We start from the raw sequence: 15,248 nt of genomic DNA, 5'->3' as shown, positions 1-15,248 counted from the left end.
TTCCTGTCAGGCTCCACGCAAGCGGCCCCGCCAGATGGCGGGGCCGCTTGCGTTCGGGGGAGGTGAGCCGTCAGGCGCCGATGATGCCGCCGTCCTCCCGGGTGATCACCAGGGTTGCCGAGCGCGGGATGGCGCTGCCGCCCTCCGGCCAGTGGCTCACCAGCTCGCCCGCGGCGAAGGCCTCGGCCGAGGTGGTGGCGCCCGGGTGCTGGACGTTGACGAACATGGTGCGACGGTCCGGGGTGGTCACCACGCCGGTGATCTCCTGGCCGACGGGGCCGGTCAGGAAGCGCCGGATCTCACCGGTTTCGGGATTGGCGGCCAGTATCTGGTTGTTGCCGAACACCTCATAGATGCCGGTGTTCATCACTCGCTCGCTGATATCGGTCTGGATCCATACCCGACGATCGGCGTCGATCCACAGGCCGTCGGGGTTGGCGAAGATCGCCTCCTGATCCAGCGGCTCGCCGGCCAGGTCGCGGCTGTCGTCGCCGTCACCGGCCAGCACGAAGAGGTCCCAGGCGAAGCGCGTGCCGGCATGGCTGCCCTCTTCCTGCCAGCGGATGATATGCCCGAAGCTGTTGTCGGCGCGGGGGTTGGCGGCGTCCTCGTCGCCCGCCTCGCGGCGGGTGTTATTGGTCAGGGTGAAGTAGACCTGGCCGGTGATCGGGTCCACCGCGCCCCACTCGGGGCGGTCCATCTTCGTGGCGCCCGCCTGGTCGGCGGCGGCGCGGGTGTTGACCAGGATGTCGGCCAGGTCCACGAAGCCGTTCTCCGGCGTCAGGCCGTTCTCGCCCGGGGCCAGGGCCAGCCACTCGCCGCGGCCATCCTCGTGGAACCTGGCCACGTAGAGAGTGCCCTCGTCGAGCAGGGAGCCGTCGGCAGTGGCGGCGTGGTAGGGGCGGGCGGAGACGAACTTGTAGATGTACTCGAAGCGGGCATCGTCGCCGGAGTAGGCCACCACCGGCTGGCCCTCCACCGCGGGGGCGAAGATCACCCCCTCGTGGGCGAAGCGGCCCAGGTGGGAGCGCTTGATCGGCGTGGCCGCCGGGTCCATGGGGTCGATCTCTACCATCCAGCCGAAGGCGTGGGGCTCGTTGCGGTAGTCCTCGGCGGGGGAGGCGCCGCGGGTGCTGGCATCGAAGCGCACGTACTCGTCGGCACCGCTCTGCGCCCGGTGCCACTGGTAGCGGCCGGTGTCGCGGGTCTCGATGCCGTAACGGGCCTGGCGACGATCGATCTCGGTGTCCGTGTTGGCGAAGTAGCCGGCCCAGTTTTCCTCAGCGGCCAGGTAGGTGTTCCAGGGGGTGACGCCGTGGGCGCAGTTGTTGAGGGTGCCGCGGGTCATGGTGCCGTCCGGGCTGTACTTCGTCACCACATGCTCGGTACCGGCCACCGGCCCGGCCAGGCGCATCGGCGTGAGGCCGGTGACGCGACGGTTGCGGGCGTCCTCCACCACCTGCCACTGGCCAGTGTCATCCTCGCGGATGCGCACGAGGGTCACGCCATGGGCGTTGAGTTCCTTGAGCACCTGGTCGTCGTCGCGGCTGCCATCGGCGTTCTGCGGGAAGCCGCTGCGGTCCAGCGCCAGGCCGGCGGCCGCGGCATGCAGGAAGCGCGGCTCGATATACTCGTGGTTCATCACCAGCAGGCCGTCACGGGAGCTGCCCTCCAGCGGGAAGAAGTGCATGCCGTCGTGGTGGCTGCCCACCTGGTGGCCCTGGGCCTCGCCGCTGGCGCTCGGGGACCAGGCGGGCATGGCGCCGCTGACCGGGGTGCCCATGGGCAGGATGGCGCTGACCCGGTAGCCCTCCGGCACCACCACGCTGTCGGCGGCGCTGACCGGCACGGCCTTGAAGCCGAGGCTCGGCGCCGGGGCGCTGGCGCCGGTGGCGGCGAAGGCGCTGCCGAAGGGCAGCTGGGTGGCCATGGCGCCGGTAACGGCGGCGGCGAGGCTGCCGCGCAGCATGGCGCGGCGGCTGATGCGGGCCTCGAGGATGTCGCCGAAGTAGCCGTTGGCGGAGGGGTTGCTCATGGGCTCGTCGCCGGCGGAAAGAATGGAGTCGACGTGGCCGGGGTGCTGGTGTTGGGGCATGGGGGCTCTCCAGGGACAGGTTGAGTATCTTGGTGGAAGAGATTGCCCCGGCGGGGTGACATCAGCGTGTATGAATAGAGTTACTTCGGTGACAGGGGCGTAAACGACAAGGGCCCCGCCGAAGCGGGGCCCTTGCCGGTTACGGGAAGCGAGAAGGGAATCAGTCGCTGCTGCGCTGTCCCTTCAGGCCGAGCACTGCGGCCACGAGGCCGATGATCACCATGACGGCAGCGACCCACAGCGGGCTATAGAAGGTGGTGTAGACCTCCCAGCCCATCAGGCCGAGCACCTGGGAAAAGGCGGTGCTGGAGCCTGCCAGGTGGCCGCCCAGGGTGCCGGCAGAGGAGAACATCAGGCCGCCGGTCAGTGCCAGGATCACCAGCGCCCAGCGACGGTTGCCCTCGAAGGCGGAATCGCCGGCCCGCCATACCAGCACGGTGAGCATGGTGTAGATACCCAGCGACCAGAAGGCCATGAGCATATGGTTACGCGTCAGTGGGCTGGCCAGGTTGGCTTCCATGGGCCAGACAATAAGCCCGATGGCAATGGCGGCCAGAGCGCCCAACAGACTGAGTACCAGCACTGGCAGCAGGGCCGCACGGCTGATCTCGGCCAAGCGGCCGGTCATGAAGGCGCCGACCAGGATCATCAGGGTAGAAAGTGCCCAGAAGCCCACCGGGAAGTGGGAGAGCATGGCATGGGTGCCGTTCATGAGCGGTCTCCTTGACGAGTGGCACGGAAGCTTGGCAGCAGGGCGAGGGTGACGCCGAGCATGGCGAGCAGCCCGGCGAAGAGGGTCAGGCCCCACTGGCGGGTAATGGCGTCTCTGAACTCCATCTCCACCCCGTAGAGGGCGAGCTGCTTCTCGCTGTGACGCGGGCGTACCGGCTTGCCCTCGGCGATGTCCTCGGCGCCGGCATGGGCGCGGCTGACCAGCAGCGGCCAGTTGACCTGACCCGGATAGAACAGGGTCACTTCTTTCCAGTCATTGGACCAATTAGGCGAGCGGCCCTGAAATTTGTTGGCAGTCAGGTCTGCATCTTCGCGTCCCAGCCCCAGGGAGTAGGGATGCGAGACCTGGTGCCAGCGCCCGCCGGTTGCGTTGCGGTGAACCGCGAAGGCTACCGAGTAGAGGCCCTGGTCGCTCAGGATCTTGTCATCCAGCGGGCTGCCGGTGTCCAGCGCCCGGGCCAGGGTCACGTCCCAGTAACCGTCGGCCCAGCGGCCCTCGCCGTGGACCCGGATGCTGCCCCGGGAGCCGGCCGGCTCGCGCAGCAGGCGACGCGGAATCACGTCGCCCTCCTGCCAGTCATGCTCCGGATCGAAGGGAACCGCGAAGCTTTCCGCCAGGTAGTAGCGGCTGTCGAAGTCCAGGGCGCCGGATTCGATGTCCTCCCAGCGCATGGCAGTCATGTCGGTGAGCTCTGGCGAGAACATCCACAGCGGCTCGCCGGCATCGCCGTCCCAGTTGGTGGAATAGGGACCCCGGCCTTCGTCGCTGCTGCGCGCTTCGCCTACCCACTGGTCGTCGGAGACATTTATCGGGTTGGAGCGATGACCGCGCCAGTGCCAGAGGTCGAGGAAGTAGCCGGCCTCGCGCTGGGCGTCGAGGACCGCCGGATCCTGACGGCTGGCCCAGTCACCCAGGTCCATGCGGGTCGCTGGCAGCGACTTGGTCACCTCCTCGGGCGCCTCGTTGGTGAAACCAGAGGCGCCGGCACCCACGGTCAGGTAGCCGCCGTAGCGGCCGAACTGGGGCACGCTGCCGTCATCCATCAGCATCGTGACGCGATCTTCGGCAAGACCATCGGGCTCGGAGCCGGGAACGCCCCTGCCCTTCCTTACCCACTTGCCACCCTCGTAGACCAGCATGTCGTGATGGATGCCGGGGCGTTCGGCCGGCCAACGGTACCTGAAGAAGATATCGTTATTGTTGTAGGCGGCCTGCACCTGCAGCGGCATGGTCAACTCTGCGGGAATCGAGATGTTGCGTTCGGGATCGTTCTCGACCACTCCGGTGCCCTGGGTGACCCAGGCCAGCCCGAGGGCGATCGGCACCCCCAGAGCCAGCCAGGGGCCTGTTCCCTTTCCCTTGTTATGCTGTTTCATATGATCTCCTGTGCCTGCGTACCATGATTGTTCACAAAAGCATTATGGACCAGCTTGATGAAAGTATCCTGATACAGATCAAACCGAAGGTGACAAGGCGCCGCACCCCTTGAAGACTAATACCGATTGACGACACTGTCAGGGTAGTCGTGGAATCAGGGAGGCATGATGCGACGATGGTTGAGGCCGGGCGATATCGCCCTGATTGCCCTGTTGCTGCTGCCGCTCGCGGTGGCGATGCCGCGCCTGGGCGGGATTGGTGGCCCCCCCGAGCTGTGGCTGACCTGGGTGGGGCGAGTGACCGGTATCCTGGGGCTTGCCATGATGCTGCTGGCCGGGGCGGTGAGCGTCCGGGTGCCGGGTTTCGATCGGCCCTTCGGTGGGCTGGCACGGCTCTGGCACCTGCATCACTGGCTGGGCTTCACCGCCTTCATCCTGGTGATGCTCCACGCCCTGGCGCTGGGGCTGGCGGCGGTGCCGACCTCACTGGATGCCGCGGTGGCCACCCTCTTTCCGCCGGTTTCCCATGCCAGTGTATGGCTCGGCTGGCTGGCCTGGGTGGCGTTGGTGGTGTTCCTGGCGCCCACCTTCGACTTCTTCGGCCAGCCCCACTACCAGCGCTGGAAGCGCCTTCACCTGGTCTCGGCGGCGGCGCTGCTGCTGGGGCTCTGGCACGCCCTGCTGCTGGCCGGTGAGGCATGGCCCTGGTGGCTGCTGGGCATCGCCGGGCTCGGCGCCATCGCCTGGCGCAAGGGGGTGGCGCCGGCTCGGCGCCACCCCTACCGGGTCGAGGAGTTGGTGCCGCTGGCCCGGGGCGTTGTGGAGCTGGTGTTGCGCCCCGAGGGTGGCGGTATCCGCCATGAGGCGGGGCAGTTCGTCTACCTCTCGCCGCTGGACGAGTCGCTTTCCGACGGGCGCGGCGAGGAGCACCCCTACACCATCGCCTCGGCGCCGTCGGATTCACGCCTGCGCATCGGCATCAAGGATCTGGGCGACGCCAGTCATGCCCTGCAGACGGTGACGCCGGAGACCCGGGTGCTGGTCGAGGGACCCTACGGGGAGTTCTTCGGGCGGCGCTTCCCCGAGCGCGACATGCTGTGGCTGGGTGGTGGCATCGGCATCACCCCCTTCGTCGGTGGCGCCCGCGACCTGGCCGTCGGGGCGGGAGCCGAGCGCCATGCCCATCTGTTCTATCTCGCCCACGACCCCGAACGCGCCTACTACCGTGAAGAGCTCGAGGGGATCGCCGAGACCCAGGAAGCGTTCGCCTTCACCCAGCACTACTCTAGAGAGCGAGGTCGGCTGGACGAGGCCTTCCTGCGCGAGCATTGCCCGGACTTCACCGAGCGGGAGATCTACCTTTGCGGCCCGCCGGCCATGAATGCCCACCTGCAGCGGCTGCTCACCGACCAGGGGGTGCCCGCCTCACGCATCCACAGCGAGGTCTTCGATTTCCTATGAACATGCACAAGATCGCCTACTCCGTCTTCATCGCCTTCGTGGCGAGCCTCCTCACTCTGGTCTCGGTCAGCGCTCTCTCGAGCAGCGAGCGCGACGCGGCCGACGATGAGGGACTGGACCCCATTACCCTGGGCGAGCTGGCCGAGCATGACGCCGCCGAGAGCTGCTGGAAGGCCATCCATGGCCGGGTCTACGACATTACCGACTATGTGTCCAACCATCCCACCGATCCGGCGGTGATCCTCGAGTGGTGTGGCCGGGAGGCAACCGAGGGCTGGGACAACAAGCGCCCCGGCGTACCCCACAGCGCGCGGGCCGAGGGGATGCTCGAGGCGTACCTGGTCGGACGCCTGGTGGACGAGGCGGGCGAGCCGGTCGAGCCCGAGGCCGCCGCCCGGAGCGACGAGGCGCGCAATGGAGAGGCCGCCGACGAGCCGGCACTTCTTTCGCCCGCCGAGGACGAGCGCCTGCATCGGGCGCTGCTGGGGTTGCCGCTGGACGGGCGCTACCGCGGCGTGTTCGGCGACGGCGGCGAGATGCAGGTCAACGTGCAGTTCGACCTGCGCGATGGTCGGCTGTCGAACGTGAGCTACCGACACCTGGCCTATCGCGGCGTCGACTACCGGACGCTGGACGATGACGAGGACCTCTACCCGGTGTGGGTGCAGCACCAGCAGCTGGCCGAGGCACTGGAGGACCAGCCGCTGACCGCCATCTTCGCCCTCTACGAGCCTGAGCGCCTGGCGGAGGACCTCGATGGTTACAGCGGCGCCACCCTGCGCGGCAACAAGGTCCATTCGGCCTTCCGTGATGCCCTCAATCGCGGCGTCTACAGCTGGCCCTGAGGGCTGGGATCACTCCTCGCCGAAATACCTCTCGTGGATCTCGTCGTAGGTGCCGTCTGCCTTCAGCGTGGCGAGGGCCTCGTTGAAGCGCTTGGCCAGGGCCTCGTCGCGCTGGCGGAAGGCGATGCCGAAGCCTTCGCCGAAGTACTCCGCGGGCTCGGTGACCATCTCGCCGACCACATGGTAGTCGCCCTCGTCGCTCTGCAGCAGGGTGGCCTGGCCGACCACGTACTCCAGGAAGACGATATCCAGGCGCTGAGCCTGCAGGTCCAGCACCATGTCGTCGGCGGTGGAGTAGCGGTTGACGGTGGCGATGCGGCCGTAGCTGTCGGTGGCGTAGCTGTCGTAGGTGGTGCCGCGCTGGACGCCGATGCTCTTGCCGGAGAGGGTCTCCTCGTTGATCTCGGAGAGCTCACTGCCCTCCGGGGCGAACCAGGCGCCGGGGATGGTGATGTAGGAATCGGAGAAGAGCACGGTCTGGCGGCGCTCGTCGTTGATCGACATGGAGGACATGATGGCGTCGTAGTTGCGCGCCAGCAGGCCCGGGATGATGCCGTCCCACTCCTGTTCGATCCACTCGCAGGTCACGCCGATCTCGGCGCACAGGGCGTTGCCCAGTTCGATGTCGAAGCCGGTCAGCTCGCCGTCGGCACCGCGATACTCCATGGGCTCGTAGGGCACGTCGACGCCGATACGCACGTGGTCGTAGTCGCGGGCCTGGGCGGTGCCGGCGGCCAAGGCCGCACCGAGGATCGAGATGGTCAGCAGTTTCTTCATGGAGGAGCTCCTGATGATGAGAAATGGCACCTTGCGGGTGCCTACCGGGCAGACTCTAGCCCAGCCGCCCCGGGCCCGAAAGCCCCGGGCGGCGGAATTGCCAACGGGCGTTTGACGCTGGCGCGGCGGCCGTTGCAGCGGCTCAGCTCTGGGGCCTCAAGTGGGCCAGCAGACGCTTCTCCAGCCAGCGGAAGAAATAGAGGATGGCGAAGGTCAGGCAGAGGTAGATGGCCGCCACGAACAGGAAGGCCTCGAAGGGGGCATAGTAGCGTGCGTAGATAAAGCGTGCCGCGCCGGTGAGGTCCATCAGGGTGACCACGCTGGCGATGGCGCTGGCATGAAGCATGAAGATCACCTCGTTGCCGTAGGCGGGGAGGGCGCGGCGGAAGGCGCTGGGCAGGATGATCCTGCGCATCATCAGACTATCCGACATGCCGTAGGCCCGGGCCGCCTCGATCTCCCCGCGGGCGGTGGCCTTGATGGCGCCGCGGAAGATCTCGGTGGTATAGGCGGCGGTATTGAGCGTGAAGGCGATCAGCGCGGGATAGAAGGCCTCGCGCAGCATCGGCCACAGGAAGGTCTCCTGGATGCCATCGAAGAACACCACCCCGTAGTAGATGATGTAGAGCTGGATCAGCAGCGGCGTGCCGCGGAAGACGTAGGTATAGACGTAAATCGGCAGGCTGATCCAGCGGCGGTCGGAGCTTCTGCCGATGGCGAGGGGCACCGCCAGTACCAGGCCGATCACCAGTGACAGGAACACCAACTGGGTGGTGGTCACCAGGCCGTCCCAGTAGTAGCCGATGGTCTGAGCGGTGAAGATGGCATTGCCGGCCATCAGGTCGTGGAACCAGGTCGTGAGGACATCCATGTCAATGCCCCCCGAAGCCGATGTTGTAGCGTTTCTGGAGCCAGGCGAAGAGCCACTCCGAGACGCTGGCGATCAGCAGGTAGGCCGCCGCCACCGGCAGCAGGAAGGTGAAGGGCTCATGGGTGGCCCGGGAGGCCTCGGCGGCCACCCGCACCATGTCGGAGAGCCCGATCACCGAGACCAGTGCGGTGGTCTTGAGCAGCACCATCCAGTTGTTGGAGATGCCGGGTAGTGCGTGGCGCATCATCTGCGGGAAGCGGATGCGCCGGAATACCAGCCAGGGCGACATGCCGTAGGCCTTGCCGGCCTCGATCTGGCCAGCGTCCACGGCCATGAAGGCGCCCCGGAAGGTCTCGCCCATGTAGGCGCCGAAGATGAAGCCGATGGTGATCACCCCGGCGGCGAAGGCGTTGAGGTTGACGTACCAGTCGACACCGAAGCGGTCATAGAGCGCATCGGTGATCACGTTGAGTGCCATCTGGCCGCCGAAGAACAGCAGCATCATCAGCACCAGGTCCGGCACGCCGCGGATGACCGTGGTGTAGAGGGTGGCGAGCCTCTGCAGCAGCCAGCCGCGGGACATCCTGGCGCTGGCGGTCGCCAGGCCCAGCAGGATCGCCAGCGCCAGCGACAGTACCGCCAGCTGCAGGGTGACGCCGGCGCCTTCCAACAGCCGTGGGCCGTAGCCATGAAGATCCAGCATGGTGTTCTCCCGCTCAGTACTTGGGGGCCAGGAACTGCTTCAGGCGCGGTGATTGCGGGTTGCCCAGCACCTGGTCAGGCGCGCCGGCCTCCTCGACCAGCCCCTGGTGCAGGTAGATCACCTGGCTGGAGACGTCCCGTGCGAAGCTCATCTCGTGGGTCACCACGATCATGGTGCGCCCCTCCTCGGCGAGTTCGTGCATCACCTTGAGGACGTCGCCGACCAGCTCCGGGTCCAGCGCCGAGGTGGGCTCGTCGAACAGCATCACCTCCGGGTCCATGGCCAGCGCCCGGGCGATGGCGCCTCGCTGCTGCTGGCCGCCGGACATCTGGGCCGGGTAGGCGTCGGCGCGGGCGGTCAGGCCCACCCGCTCGAGCAGCGCACGGGCCTGCTCGATGGCCTCCTTCTTCGGCTTGCCGAGCACATGCACCGGGGCCTCGATGATGTTCTCGAGCAGGGTCATGTGGGCCCAGAGGTTGAAGCCCTGGAAGACCATGGAGAGCTTGGCCCGCATGCGCACCACCTGCTTCCAGTCGGCGGGCTCGCGGCCGTGGCGGGTCTGCCTGAAGCGGACCTCCTCGCCGTGGACGATCAGGTCCCCCTCGTCGGGTTGCTCGAGCAGGTTCATGCAGCGCAGGAAGGTGCTCTTGCCGGAGCCGGAGGCGCCGATGAGGGTGATCACGTCCCCCTTGTGGGCAGAGAGCGATAGCCCCTTGAGGACTTCGGTATCGCCGAAGCGCTTCTTGATGTTGCGCACTTCCAGCGGAATCGGGGTTTCGGCCATGGAATGGGCTCCGGGTCAGGGTCGCCGCGGCGACGCGCCGTGGGCAAGCGGCGCTGCTCGGCAAGGGCGATACCAGCGACGCACCCACCCTCCGGTCGGTGCGGGAGGGCGAGATGAGGTGCGGCGCGGGTCCAGTGCTGATCGGCAAAGGGGCAAGATTTTACCCTCCCGTTGTGGTTGTTATAAGGGTTTTTCTGCTGCCGATGCTCCCCGGGGCCTCGGCGTGTCGCCGGCCTCAGCCCGACGGCGGTGGCTCGGGGTGTGCCAGCAGGGCGGCGCGGGCGCCGATCTCCACCCCGGCATTGGGAAAGACCACGGCCAGCGGCGTCTCGCCGACCCGGGTCTCCCCGGCCTGGTCATCCTCGGCGAGCAGGGTGCCGGTGGCGAAGGCCGTGAAGTTGGGCGTGTCGTCGGGAAAGGCCAGGCGAAACGCCTCTGACTCGCGCATCAGCTCATGCGCGACCCGGAAGAAGGCCATGCGCTCCGCTGGCGCCGCGGCTGGCTCGCGCCCTTCGAGCAGCGCCGCCAGCAGCGCGCCCATGGGCGCCAGCGGTGCCAGGTCATTGTGCCCGAAGGGCAGGGCGCGGCCCAGCTCCAGGGTGAAGGCCTGGGCGCCATGAGTGTGCTTGCTGTAGTGGGAGAAGGTCCAGCTGTGGCGGTGCTGGTGGAGCACCGCCTGGATGTCGGCGGCGGCGAGCCAGCGCCACTGTGCCGCCTCCACCGGCGTGCGCTCGGTGAAGGGGCTGACCACGAAGCGCGGGTAGCGGCTGTCGCGGATGGCGGTGTGCAGGTCGTAGTGCAGCCGCGCCAGGGCCCCGTGGCGGGCGAAAAAGGCGTCCACCGCCGCCATCAGCTCCCGCGCCCGGTCGGGCTCCATGCCCGTCTCGTCGAGCTCCCGGCGGAAGAGCCGGTTGAGGTTGGTGCCCACGTAGCGCATCCCCTGGCGGGTCGCCTCGGGGTTGCCGAGCAGCAGCAGGGTGGGCGCGCCGAGGCGCAGCTCCCCGCCCGCCAGGCGGGCGAGCACGCCCTCGAGCAGCTCCATGGGGGCGGTCTCGTTGCCGTGGATGCCCACCGAGAACACACAGGCCCGGGCCGCCGGCCCGGGCCGGTCGGGCTCAAGCGCCAGCACCCCGTGGCCGAGCCGGCGGAAGTGGCCGCCGGGGAGCCGGCCCTGCTCGGGAAAGTCCGCCTCCTCGATGCTGGCCGCAAGCCAGCTCGCAAGCCCGGGGGATTGGGTCATGTCGTGACTGGACACGCTATCGGGCCTCCTCGCGCCAGGGGTCGCAGGCCTCGCCCTGCTCCACCTTGATCAGCTCCTCCAGCGGAAAGGCCAGGCCCTCGGCGCGTTCCACCAGATCGCGGTAGGTGGCCTTCGGCAGGGTCGGGGTGCGGGCCAGGATCCACAGGTAGTCGCGGTCCGGGCCGGCCACCAGCGACCACTGATAGTCGTCGTCCAGGGCCAGCACGTTGTAGCCGCCGTAGAAGGGGCCGAAGAAGCTCACCTTGAGCCGGCCCACGTCCTCGTCGCCGATGAAGTAGGCGCGCCCCTCGGCCTCGCTGACCTCGCCCTCGGCGAGCTTCACGCCGCGGTTGAGCACCCGCACGCCGCCATCACTGCGCAGGCTGTAGTCGGCGGTGACGCAGTTCAGGCCGCGTTCGAAGGAGTGGTCGAGGCGGGCGATCTCGTACCACTGGCCCAGGTAGCGGTCGAGCTCGAAGCCGGTGACCGGCTCCGTGCCCTTGGGGATGCCGGTGCAGCCGGCCAGCAGCAGGGCGCTGGCGCCGAGCAGAGCAAGGGGAGAGGGGAATGGCATGGGGAGACTCCTTGTCGTGGTGCCGGTGCCGCTGGAGTTATCGAGAGGGGGGTGAGAGGCGTGCCGCGATGGCCCGGCCCAGGCTCTCGGTGGTGCCGTTGCCGCCTACGTCGGGGGTGAGCACGCTCCTGTCGCCCTCGGACAGCACCGCCTCGAAGGCGGCGACGACGGCATCCGAGGCCTCCTGATGGCCCAGGTGCTCGAGCATCATGGCGCCGGACCAGATCTGGCCGATGGGGTTGGCGATGCCCTTGCCGGCGATGTCCGGGGCGCTGCCGTGGACCGGCTCGAAGAGGCTCGGGAAGGTGCCCTCGGGATTGATGTTGGCGGAGGGCGCCACGCCGATGGTGCCGGTGCAGGCCGGGCCCAGGTCGGAGAGGATGTCGCCGAACAGGTTGCTGCCCACTACCACATCGAACCAGTCCGGGTGCAGCACGAAGTTGGCGGTGAGGATATCGATGTGGAACTTGTCCACGGCCACCTCGGGGTAGTGCTTGCCCATGGCGGCCACGCGCTCGTCCCACCAGGGCATGGTGATGGCGATGCCGTTGGACTTGGTGGCCGACGTCAGCTTCTTCCGGGGCCGCGACTGGGCCAGCTCATAGGCAAACTTCAGCACCCGGTCGGTGCCGTGGCGGGTCATCACCGTCTCCTGGATCACCACCTCGCGGTCGGTGCCCTCGAACATCTTGCCGCCGACGCTGGAGTACTCCCCCTCGGTGTTCTCGCGCACCACGTAGAAGTCGATATCGCCGGGCTCACGGCCGGCGAGCGGGCTTCTGATGCCGGGCAGCAGCCGGCAGGGGCGCAGGTTGACGTACTGGTCGAAGCGGCGGCGGAACTGCAGCAGCGAGCCCCACAGCGAGATGTGGTCGGGCACCGTCTCCGGCCAGCCCACGGCGCCGTAGAAGATGGCGTCGAACCCCTCGAGGGTCTCGAACCAGTCGTCGGGCAGCATCTGGCCGTGCTCGGCGTAGTAGTCGCAGCTGGCGAAGTCGAAGTGCGCAAGCTCCAGTTCGATGCCGAAGCGCTTGGCGGCGGCCTCGAGGGTGCGCAGTCCCTCGGGCATCACTTCCTTGCCGATGCCGTCACCGGGGATCACGGCGATTCTGTGGGTCATGTCGGGCTTCCTCGCTATCCGGGATGGGGATGGACTCTCCGCAGTCTAGCCCTCCTCATCTCGTCGATAATCGGGCTAGAATGCAATGTATTGTTGAGCAGGAGTGGAGAATCCGGTGGCCCAGCTCGATGACCTGGCCTTCTTCCAGCGCCTGGCCCAGGCCGGCAGCCTCACGGCCACGGCCCGGGAGCTCGGCCTGTCGCTGTCGGCGGTGAGCAAGCGGCTCAAGCAGCTCGAGGCCCGCCTGGGCGCGACCCTGGCCAGCCGTACCACCCGTCGCCTGACCCTGACCCCGGAGGGGGAGCGCTATCTCGTGCGCGGGGCGGCGATCCTCGAGGAGCTGGTCGAGCTGGAGGAGGCGCTGGGGGCGCAGCGCGCCGAGCTCTCCGGTCCGCTCAAGATCAACGCCACCTTCGGCTTCGGGCGACGCCACGTGGCGCCGCTGCTGTCGAGCTTCCGCACCCGTCACCCGGGGGTGGAGGCATCGCTGGAGCTCTCCAACTTCCCGCTGACCCCGGGGGAGCAGGGGGTGGATATCGGCATCCGGGTGGGGGAGCCCCCCGACTCGCGCCTGGTGGCCCGGCGCATCCTCGCCAACCGCCGGGTGCTGTGCGCCTCGCCCGGCTATGTCGAGGGAATGGCATCGCTGGCCGCGCCGGCGGACCTGGCGGCCCACCCCTGCCTGGTGCTGCGCGAGAACGACAGCGACTTCGCCCTGTGGCGCCTGGAGCGTCGCGGCGGGGAGCAGGCGGTCAAGGTGTCGGGGCCGCTGGCCAGCAACGACGGCGAGGTGATCGTGGGGCTGGCGCTGGACGGCCACGGCATCGCGCTGCGCTCCTGGTGGGATGTCCACGCCCACCTGACCACCGGCCGGCTCGTCGAATTGCTGCCCGGCTGGCAGGGGGTACGTGCCGACTTCCATGCGGTCTACCCCCAGCGCCGCCACGTGCCGGCGCGCGTCCGCGCCTTCGTCGACCACCTGGCCGAGGGCATGGTGGGGCGGGTACCGCCGCTTCCCGCGCCTTGACCGACCGGTCGCCGGGTCGCGGAATGGCGCCCATCCGCATGGCATGCAATAGTCATGGCCTGGCTGTCACCGACTCCGACGGCGACGCCTCCCAACCGGCGAGAGACCCCATGACACAACAAGACGATATCATCGAGCAGGTGTCCGGCCTGCTTGAACGGGCCTGGCTCAGCGGCGAGTGTCTGTCATCCCTGCCGGATGCCTGCCGCCCGGCGGATCAGGCCCAGGCCTATCGGATTCAGCGGCGCCTGGCCGAGCGGCTGGGGCCGACCGGCGGCTGGAAGGTCGGTGCCCCCTCGCCCGAGGGGGCTCCCCACTATGCACCTCTGCCCGCCCGCTTCCTGCAGCATGGCCCCACGACTTGTCGCCTGGATGAACTCGGCCGGGCCATCCTGGAGGCGGAGCTTGCCTTTGCGCTGAAGGAGGACCTGCCGCCTCGTGAGACCCCCTATGGCCGCGACGAGGTGCTCTCGGCCGTGGCCTCGGTGCATGCGGTGATCGAGATCGTCGACTCGCGCTTTCGCGACTGGCCCGAGGGCACCGACAAGCTAAGTCAACTGGCCGATCTGCAGAACTTCGGCCGGCTGATCGTGGGGGAGGGGCAGGCGGAGTGGTCGGCGCTTGACCTGGGCCGCGTGCCGGTCTCGCTGACGCTGGACGGGGCGCTCGAGGTCTCCGCGGTGGGCGGGAACCCGGCCGGTGATCCTGTTGCTCTGCTGGTGTGGCTGGCCAATGCGCTGCCGGCCACCGGGCAGTGGCTGCGGGCCGGTGAGGTGGTGACCTGCGGTTCCTGCACCGGCAAGACCCCGGTTGGCGAGCCGGTCCGGGCGACGGCGACCTTCGAGGGCGTCGGTCGTGCCGAGGTCGAACTGGTCTGACTCTCCTCCTGTGATGCGCCTCCCGGTCACTCCGTCGGCGTGGCGGCGTCTGGCGGTGGCTCGGGCAGCCGGGCCATTGGGTCCTGGCGGAAGTAGCGCTGCAGCAGCTCCAGCAGTGCCGGGTAGGCCTCATCCAGCAGGTCCGGGACGGTGAAGAAGGCCTCGCAGCAGACCGCGAAGCACTCGCCCGGGTGGGTGGCGGCGTAGTTGTCGATGGGCGTCTCCTCGCCGCGCTCGAGTCGCGCCTGGAGATCCTCCCAGACGCCCATGAAGACCCGATGCCATTCCCGCGGGTCGATGTCGGCGGGCAGCGGAGGGAAGCCGTCGACGTCCAGGGAGTTGCCCAGGTCGATCTTGTGGGCGAACTCGTGGATCAGCACATTGAAGCCGGTAAAGTCGCCGCTCTCCATCAGGTCGGGGAAGGCCACCACCACCGGGCCCTGGTGGGAGGTCTCGCCGGCGCGTTCGTCTTCGTACTCGTGCATCACCCCGAACTCGTCCATCTCCTCCACCTGGCGGCGGAAGGCGTCGGGCAGGATCAGCACCTCGTGGACGTTGGCGAAGGCCTCGAGATGCTCCTCGTGGCTCCAGCCCAGCGTCAGCAGGCAGGCCTGGGCGGCCAGGGCCAGCTGGGCGGCGAGGTCGAAGGGGGTGGACTCGGCCAGTTCCGGATGCAGGCTCAGGCGCTTGGCATGCAGGAACAGCCAGGCGCGCTCTCCCAGGCGCCGCGCCTCCTCGGCGGGCAGGGCGGCGAGCAGCGGCAG

The 15,248-nt window shown here is 68.4% G+C and carries 15 protein-coding genes; 4 read left to right on the top strand and 11 right to left on the bottom strand.

The window, feature by feature from the left end:
- Positions 1-70: 70 nt before the first annotated feature.
- From IBX53_RS00450 to IBX53_RS00440, 3 genes are all read right to left on the bottom strand, one after another.
- Entirely contained in the window at positions 71-2,095 is a 2,025-nt protein-coding gene (locus IBX53_RS00450; RefSeq protein ID WP_290903713.1) for a PhoX family phosphatase, read from the bottom strand.
- A gap of 160 nt (positions 2,096-2,255) precedes the next feature.
- Positions 2,256-2,807 (bottom strand): DUF2231 domain-containing protein, encoded by a 552-nt coding sequence (locus tag IBX53_RS00445; RefSeq protein WP_290903711.1) that lies wholly within the window; start codon positions 2,805-2,807, stop codon positions 2,256-2,258.
- Entirely contained in the window at positions 2,804-4,204 is a 1,401-nt protein-coding gene (locus tag IBX53_RS00440) for an ethylbenzene dehydrogenase-related protein (RefSeq protein WP_290903708.1), read from the bottom strand. Before IBX53_RS00440 ends, IBX53_RS00445 begins: the two co-directional genes overlap by 4 nt.
- 165 nt (positions 4,205-4,369) lie before the next feature.
- On the opposite strand from IBX53_RS00440, the gene IBX53_RS00435 reads away from it, so the two are divergent.
- Positions 4,370-5,665 carry a ferredoxin reductase family protein gene (locus IBX53_RS00435; protein WP_290903706.1) on the top strand — a complete coding sequence of 432 codons (1,296 nt, stop codon included), beginning with the start codon at positions 4,370-4,372 and terminating at the stop codon, positions 5,663-5,665.
- A complete protein-coding gene (locus IBX53_RS00430; protein ID WP_290903704.1) occupies positions 5,662-6,510 on the top strand; it encodes a cytochrome b5-like heme/steroid binding domain-containing protein in 849 nt (282 codons plus the stop codon). Before IBX53_RS00435 ends, IBX53_RS00430 begins: the two co-directional genes overlap by 4 nt.
- 9 nt (positions 6,511-6,519) lie before the next feature.
- On the opposite strand, the gene IBX53_RS00425 is transcribed toward IBX53_RS00430, so the two are convergent.
- The 7 genes from IBX53_RS00425 to IBX53_RS00395 form a co-directional block, all read right to left on the bottom strand.
- A complete protein-coding gene (locus IBX53_RS00425) occupies positions 6,520-7,287 on the bottom strand; it encodes a transporter substrate-binding domain-containing protein (RefSeq protein ID WP_290903702.1) in 768 nt (255 codons plus the stop codon).
- Between the two features lie 142 nt (positions 7,288-7,429).
- Positions 7,430-8,158 carry an ABC transporter permease gene (locus IBX53_RS00420; RefSeq protein ID WP_290903700.1) on the bottom strand — a complete coding sequence of 243 codons (729 nt, stop codon included), beginning with the start codon at positions 8,156-8,158 and terminating at the stop codon, positions 7,430-7,432.
- Between the two features lies 1 nt (position 8,159).
- Positions 8,160-8,861 carry an ABC transporter permease gene (locus tag IBX53_RS00415; RefSeq protein ID WP_290903698.1) on the bottom strand — a complete coding sequence of 234 codons (702 nt, stop codon included), beginning with the start codon at positions 8,859-8,861 and terminating at the stop codon, positions 8,160-8,162.
- 13 nt (positions 8,862-8,874) lie between these two features.
- Entirely contained in the window at positions 8,875-9,645 is a 771-nt protein-coding gene (locus IBX53_RS00410; protein ID WP_290903696.1) for an ABC transporter ATP-binding protein, read from the bottom strand.
- A 235-nt stretch (positions 9,646-9,880) separates the two neighbouring features.
- The gene (locus tag IBX53_RS00405; RefSeq protein ID WP_290903693.1) at positions 9,881-10,900 is read right to left on the bottom strand and encodes a succinylglutamate desuccinylase; all 1,020 of its coding nucleotides are present in this window, start codon (positions 10,898-10,900) and stop codon (positions 9,881-9,883) included.
- A gap of 1 nt (position 10,901) precedes the next feature.
- Positions 10,902-11,459: a lipocalin family protein gene (locus IBX53_RS00400; RefSeq protein WP_290903691.1), complete on the bottom strand. Its 558-nt coding sequence runs from the start codon at positions 11,457-11,459 to the stop codon at positions 10,902-10,904.
- Between the two features lie 37 nt (positions 11,460-11,496).
- Entirely contained in the window at positions 11,497-12,579 is a 1,083-nt protein-coding gene (locus IBX53_RS00395; protein ID WP_290903689.1) for a tartrate dehydrogenase, read from the bottom strand.
- Between the two features lie 115 nt (positions 12,580-12,694).
- Here IBX53_RS00395 and IBX53_RS00390 point away from each other — a divergent pair, with 115 nt between their 5' ends.
- The gene (locus IBX53_RS00390; protein WP_290903687.1) at positions 12,695-13,606 is read left to right on the top strand and encodes a LysR family transcriptional regulator; all 912 of its coding nucleotides are present in this window, start codon (positions 12,695-12,697) and stop codon (positions 13,604-13,606) included.
- A gap of 110 nt (positions 13,607-13,716) precedes the next feature.
- A complete protein-coding gene (locus IBX53_RS00385; RefSeq protein WP_290903685.1) occupies positions 13,717-14,484 on the top strand; it encodes a hypothetical protein in 768 nt (255 codons plus the stop codon).
- Between the two features lie 26 nt (positions 14,485-14,510).
- On the opposite strand, the gene IBX53_RS00380 is transcribed toward IBX53_RS00385, so the two are convergent.
- Positions 14,511-15,248 (bottom strand): zinc-dependent peptidase (locus tag IBX53_RS00380; RefSeq protein WP_290903683.1); only part of this gene is annotated, 738 nt, incomplete at its 5' end.

The organism is Halomonas sp., assembly GCF_014859505.1.
Taxonomy (GTDB): Bacteria; Pseudomonadota; Gammaproteobacteria; order Pseudomonadales; family Halomonadaceae; genus Halomonas.
The sequence above is the reverse complement of the archived record's forward strand: the minus strand, read 5'-3'. Positions and strand labels throughout refer to the sequence as shown.